The following is a 2359-nucleotide window of genomic DNA, read 5'->3' as shown; positions in this document are numbered from 1 at the left end:
CTCGGTGGTAACGGCGGATCTGGTCAAGAGCTTCGGCAATGCCTTCAATGCGGGTCGCTGACTTAGTCTCTATAACAACAACGGGGATACCATTAATAAAGAACACTATATCTGCTCTGATAGGTTTTGCTCCACCCGTAAAGTAAAATTCGTCCGTGACGTGGAATGTATTTGGTTCTGGAGTGTCAGGGTCAAGTAGCCTCACGTTTCGCTCTCTATGTTCAGCTTCAACGAAAACAGTTTTTAATCCATTGAGATATTCCCATGCTTGAAGATTCCCTTCAATATTTGGGTATACGGATATCAACCTGCGTATGATTTCTTCGGCCTTTATATGATCCACAATACCAGGATTGAGGCGTTGTAGCTGTTTGATTAGGACTTCACGCAGCACAATACCTGACTCGCCTCGCCGTAGGCGAAGAGCTTCTTCCGGTGGTAGGTAAGCCCAGCCAATCTCGACGGCGTAGCGAATGAGTGGGTTTTGAACAAAGTAACGTTCATTACCGAGATTTGGCATCACCACAACCCCCCGTTAGAACAGTTTGGATGGCTTTTTTCAAAGCTTCTTCCCTGTACTTTACGAATGCTTCAAAGTCGTTTTGTTTAAGGGCCTCATAGGCATCTCTCGTAATGAAATGGGTCCGTAGCGTATCTAGCAAACGTGCTTCGTCGTGGTTATGACCTGAAAGGCATTCTTCCAGGAATTCCGATGGATGCTTATCCCGTTTCTTATTATTAGTTTCCCTGGAAATAAGTGTTCGATTTAAAACAACATCCACTGGATATGTTTCATTATATACTCCTCGTGGAAAGATATGGTCGTCCTGACATGTATTCAGGTTAGCTTGTTGCCCCGTTAGAAAATCACGGGCTCCTTCTCGCAGTATTAGACATATAACCCCTTTGTACACGGCCGAACGGCGCTCTGCAATGCTCAGATCCACCGCCTCGGCGGTTGCCCTGCGGAGCCAGTCGGGCTCGAGGCCTTCTGTAATCCAGCTAATTACATCGCGCACATCCTGGTAGCTTTTTGTATCCACACCCGAATCGTAGCGCTGGGTAAAGACGCTTGCCCAGTACCACCGATCCACCTTGCGGTAAGCTTCCTCACCGGCCCGCATTTCTTTAAGCCGGTGAAGTAAAACTGCAAGAGGAACAATCATCGTCGTATAAGGAATCCATGCTTTATCGTAGGCACCGTACTGTTTCTCGATCCGCTTACAAGCCGCACAGACAGCATCTTCCGCTCCTTTCCAGCGAGCTTCGAATTTTTTAGCATCAAGGCCATCAAGTATCTCCAACAGATTACCCTTCCGAGGCTCTTTCCCTTCTAGAATGGCTATTACTTTCAGGAGAAATTCAGGCGATATTATATCGGCAAAAGCCTCATGTTCATTCTTGAATGCGTCCCAAAGGTCCCGCAGTCGTACTCCCTTAGGATAGAGGCGAGCAACCACTAGGTCAAAGAGAGAAAGGCTAACTCCCGTTCTGTTTATCCGTTCGAAGATGTTTACAATGTTATCCGTACCAGCATCAGGAGATAATGATACGACAGGGATCATGAAATTCTGAATACGGCGAAAAAGTTGCTCGATAATACTTCGTGCCTCATCCCCCCAGACTTGTTGCTCGCTGTATAACCATCGATAGAAGGTACTGGACTCGCGAAAAAAAGTAAAAGGAAGAGCACGATGGTTTTTTACCAACTCTCGAACTTCGGACATTCGTCGGCGATCCTGTACAGATATACCTACAACCGCTTCTTCGAGGTTGCCATTTAAAGCTGCCTCCAACAACAGATAAAATTTATACGGGTATTTCGTCCAGCGCAGCGGAATGTCCGGGCTGTAGAGAGCATAAAATATGGAGGTGATACGTTGTTGTCCATCGAGGACAAGACGCACCATGTTATGTTGGTCAGGGCGCACATTACTGTTGACACGCTCCAACCCTTCTATTGTCCGAAAAGGAAACATAGGTTTACTCGAAGGTGTATCCAGCATAAGAAAGCTGCCAACGAAGTACCCTTGGAGGATCGAGGTCAATAATTCTTGAATATCATTGCGTTCCCATACAAAAGAGCGCTGAAACTCGGGAACAACAACTTTGGCCTCATAGGCTTCTTGTACAATTTTAAGTAGATTTTCCGGATTCGCTTTTGGGGTTTCTTTATCATGCATTTAATAATCCCTCCCTGTTAATTTCTTTATAACTCCTAACATCAATGAGTGACATCCCCTTTCCCTTCTCCAACATTAGGCAGAACAACATCCTTAACCCGGATTTTCCCGGTCATGAGGTTGTTGAGGAGGGTTTTGAACAACGCTTCCAGTGCTTGCTTTCTGGCCTCTTCGGC

2 protein-coding genes are annotated in these 2359 nt (G+C 46.1%); both read right to left on the bottom strand.

The genetic code is table 11. From position 1 onward, the window contains the following. Nucleotides 1–520 (bottom strand): type I restriction endonuclease (locus tag Q7P41_RS09090; protein ID WP_303883662.1); only part of this gene is annotated, 520 nt, incomplete at its 3' end. After that, nucleotides 504–2183 (bottom strand): DUF262 domain-containing protein, encoded by a 1680-nt coding sequence (locus Q7P41_RS09085; RefSeq protein WP_303883660.1) that lies wholly within the window; start codon nt 2181–2183, stop codon nt 504–506. The genes Q7P41_RS09085 and Q7P41_RS09090, both read right to left, overlap by 17 nt. Nucleotides 2184–2359 lie beyond the last annotated feature (176 nt).

It is taken from the genome of Acetomicrobium mobile, from assembly GCF_937920065.1.
The sequence above is the reverse complement of the archived record's forward strand: the minus strand, read 5'-3'. Positions and strand labels throughout refer to the sequence as shown.

Coding starts and splice junctions, on each gene's coding strand:
- Q7P41_RS09085 (WP_303883660.1), bottom strand. CDS start 2,183: ATGCATGATAAAGAAACCCCAAAAGCGAATCCGGAAAATCTACTTAAA.